The sequence below is a fragment of the Mesorhizobium sp. M0040 genome, from assembly GCF_040323505.1.
Taxonomy (GTDB): Bacteria; Pseudomonadota; Alphaproteobacteria; order Rhizobiales; family Rhizobiaceae; genus Mesorhizobium.
In genome coordinates this window covers 1-3,459 of the sequence record NZ_JAMYVA010000113.1, presented here as the reverse complement: position 1 = coordinate 3,459, position 3,459 = coordinate 1, and the positions used below count along the sequence as shown (strand labels likewise).

Below are 3,459 nucleotides of genomic sequence, written 5' to 3'. Positions count from 1 at the left end.
CCTGGTCGAGCCCGGCCAGCGGGCCGGTCTCGACCGGCACGCCGGTGCGCACCGCGATGCCGAGCGCATCGACCTCCATCGCCAGCAGCCGCGCGCTTGCCGGCGTCAGGCCGCGGATCTGCAGGCTGCCGCGGGCGGTCACTTCCATGATACCGTTGCCATGGCGCAAGGCAGATTCGCAGAGTCCGATCAACGACTTCGGCAACAGTCCTCCAGCGACCGGATTGAGCCGCACCAGCAGCCCGTCGCCGGTCTGCATCGGCGCGGACAAGGCAGGGCAGGCGCCACGGCGCGAGAAAGCGTTCATGCCGCCACTCCCAGAGCTTGCGCTTCGGCAATCAGTGCGGCGAGATCGTCATCGATCGAATTGCGCAGCGGATGCCAGAGCCCGCGCCGCCGTGCCGACAGCAAACGCTCGGCAATCACCTTCGCCGCCGCCGGGTTCTCGCGCAGGATGAAGGCGCGCACCACGGGGTCGCCAAGATAGGCGTCGTGCACCGCCTCGATCAGCGTGCCCGATATGGCATGGGTAGTCTCAGCAAAGCCGACAAGCCGGTCGACCGTCTCGGCGAATTCCGAGGCGCCGCGCGGGCCATGACGCATCTGGCCGGCGATGAAGCGCGGATTGACGGCGCGTGCCCGCACGACGCGCGACACGGCCTCACTGATCGAGCGCGGCTTCGGTCTTTGCGGGTCCGTGGTGTCGAGCACGATCACGTCGGCGTTTTTGCCGAGCGCGGCAAGTGCTGCCGAAAAGCCGCCGATGAAGGCGACGTCGGCCGAGCCTTCGAGGATGTCGCGGCCGGGGTCGTCGCCGGTATGAACCAGAAGATCGGCCTCGGCGAGGCGATCCTCGAACGCGCCGGGCGCCGAAATGCCTTTGCCCTCGGAGCCGCCATAGGCGTGCGAGGTGGCGGCGAGATAGGTGCGGCCGATCTCTTCGCGCGCGGCCCAGTCGCCGCTCGACAACAAGTCCTCGACGCCCGCGCCGTAAGTGCCCGGCGAGGTGCCGAAAATGCGCGGGCTGATCTTGCCGTCGATGCGGGTCCTAGCGGCGAGCGGGTTTTCCGAATCATCCTCGTCGCGGGTCGCCACCGCGTTGGCCGCGGCGTCGATCAGCGCGATCTGGGTCGGGAACATGTCGCGGAACAGGCCCGATATGCGCCAGGTGACATCGATGCGCGGACGGCCGAGTGTTGCCGGCGGCAGCACATCTATGCCGGTGATGCGGCCGGTGGCGGAATCCCATTGCGGCCGGCAGCCCATCAACGCCAGGCCTTGCGCGATCTCCTCGCCGCCGGTGCGCAGCGAGGCCGAGCCCCAGAGATCGATGACCAGCGAGCGCGGCCAGTCGCCATGCGATTGCATGTAGCTGCGGACGACTTCCTCCGCTGCCACCCTGCCCAGATCATAGGCGGTCGGCGTCGGCATGGTGCGCGGATCGGCGGTAAACAGATTGCGGCCGGTGGGCAGCACATCGCGCCGGCCACGCGCCGGCGCACCGGCCGGACCGGCAGCGATATGGCGGCCGTCGAGGGCCGCAAGCACTGCGGCCTTTTCAGCTGCCGCGCTTTGCCGGCGCAACGGATCGGTCTCGCCTTCGGGCGAGCGGCCGTAAATATGCAGGCCGTCCTTGATGGCGAAATCCTTGAGATCGCAGAGCCAGGCGTCGATGCGGCGCAAAGCCTCGTCGGCTGCGTCGGCCCTGGCGACGCCTGCCTCTGAGGCGAGGCCGGTCTTTTCCGCCGTCTCGACGATCAGCTTCGCCAGGCGGTCGCGGCGGCGGCGGTCGAGCCCGTCGGCCTGGGCATATTCGTCAACCAGTCGTTCAAGCCTGTGCTGGTTTTCGTCCAGCCCGGCGCCGGTCAGCGGCGGCGGCAGATGGCCGAGCGTGACGGCGGCAATGCGCCGCTTGGCCTGTGCTGCCTCTCCCGGGTTGGAGACGATGAAGGGATAGATGATGGGCAGGGGACCGGTGACTATCTCGGGAAAGCAGTTTTCGCTGAGCGCCACGGTCTTGCCGGGCAGCCACTCCAGCGTGCCGTGGGCGCCGACATGGACAATTGCATGGATGCCGAGCGACTTGCGCAGCCAGAGGCCAAAGGCGACCAGCGCATGGCGCGGCGGCAGCGTCGGGTCGTGATAGTCGGCGCGGCGGTCGGCTGAGCGCCCGCGGTCAGGTGCGAGTGCCACGGTGACGTTGCCGAAGGTGGCTGCGCGGAAGGCGAATTTTGCGGCGGCAGGCGCTTGAACACCCCCCTCTGTCCTGCCGGACATCTCCCCCTCAAGGGGGGAGATTGCGCTGTTGTCTCTGCTTTCGCCAATTACCGAGGGCCTTAAGGGAGAGCCGGTGGCGGAACTGCCAATCTCCCCCCTTGAGGGGGAGATGTCCGGCAGGACAGAGGGGGGTGCCTCGCACAAACTTGTGTCATCTGCCGCATTCCCCCATGCGGCCGTCACGGCAGCTATCGCCTCAGCAGGCAATTCCGCCGAGTATTCGAGATAGTCCTCAAACCCCAACCCTTCACCTCCACGCCCCAACGCATCCAGCAACTCGCGCGGCGTTTGCGGAATCCTTTCAACGGCGTAGCGCTGTTCGCTCAGGTCGTGCAGCATTGCCAGCACGCTGGACGGCACGTCGAGACCAACCGCGTAGCCGGTGCGACCGGGGGCGCTCGGATAGTCGGGGATCAGGATGGCGAGCTTGCGCTCCGCACGCGGCGTCCGCTGCAGGCGCACGAAGGCCTCGACACGGTTCGCCACTTGCGCCACGCGGTCGGGCTCAGGCCGGTTGGCGAAGGCGCGGAAGGCCAGCGCCGGGTCGGTTTCGCTTTCGCCCTTGAATGAAATGGCGCCGGCCAGGATGCGGCCGTCGAGCTCGGGCAGGACGACATGCATGGCAAGGTCGGCGGGCGCCAGGCCGCGCTGATTGGTTTGCCAGATGTCGCGGCGGGTGGTCGCGACGATGACCTGGAACACCGGCACGCCGGCGCGGTCGAACAGGGTTTCAACGCCGGGCTCGGCACCCGAGGCGAAAGCCGTGGCGGTGATGATGGCGGCAGGCTTCAGGGTTGCGAGCGCGGTTTCGACAAAGGCGAGCGACGCCGGGTCCTTGAGGCTGGAGACGAACATAGGCACGGGAGCCATGCCGCGGTGGCGCAGGGCTTCGAAAAGCGCGTCGATGGGCGCAACATCGGCGGCGAGCAGCATCGAACGGTAGAAGAGAATTGGCACGACGTCCCCCTCCCTCTCGAGGGGAGAGTGGCCCGCAGAGCCGGGTGGGGTCGTCACGGCAATGCGCGACGTTTTGTGTAGGCGCGCTTCGGAGAGGACCCCACCCCCGGCCAGGGGGCGGGCCCTCCGGGCGAGGGGGGGGGGGGCGGCGCGGTGTACGACCCCCCGGGCCGGGGGGGTAAAAACCCCCCTTGGGGCGCGAACCGGGTAGGGGTCCGGCGGCCC

At 68.4% G+C, this 3,459-nt stretch carries 2 protein-coding genes; both read right to left on the bottom strand.

Annotation, left to right across the window (positions count from 1 at the left end):
• Positions 1-307, bottom strand: a 307-nt coding sequence (locus NKJ91_RS33395) for a ferredoxin-like domain-containing protein (protein ID WP_502903662.1), incomplete at its 3' end; no start/stop codon positions are given.
• Positions 304-3,234 carry a cobaltochelatase subunit CobN gene (locus tag NKJ91_RS33390; protein WP_352458897.1) on the bottom strand — a complete coding sequence of 977 codons (2,931 nt, stop codon included), beginning with the start codon at positions 3,232-3,234 and terminating at the stop codon, positions 304-306. The genes NKJ91_RS33395 and NKJ91_RS33390, both read right to left, overlap by 4 nt.
• Positions 3,235-3,459: the final 225 nt, after the last annotated feature.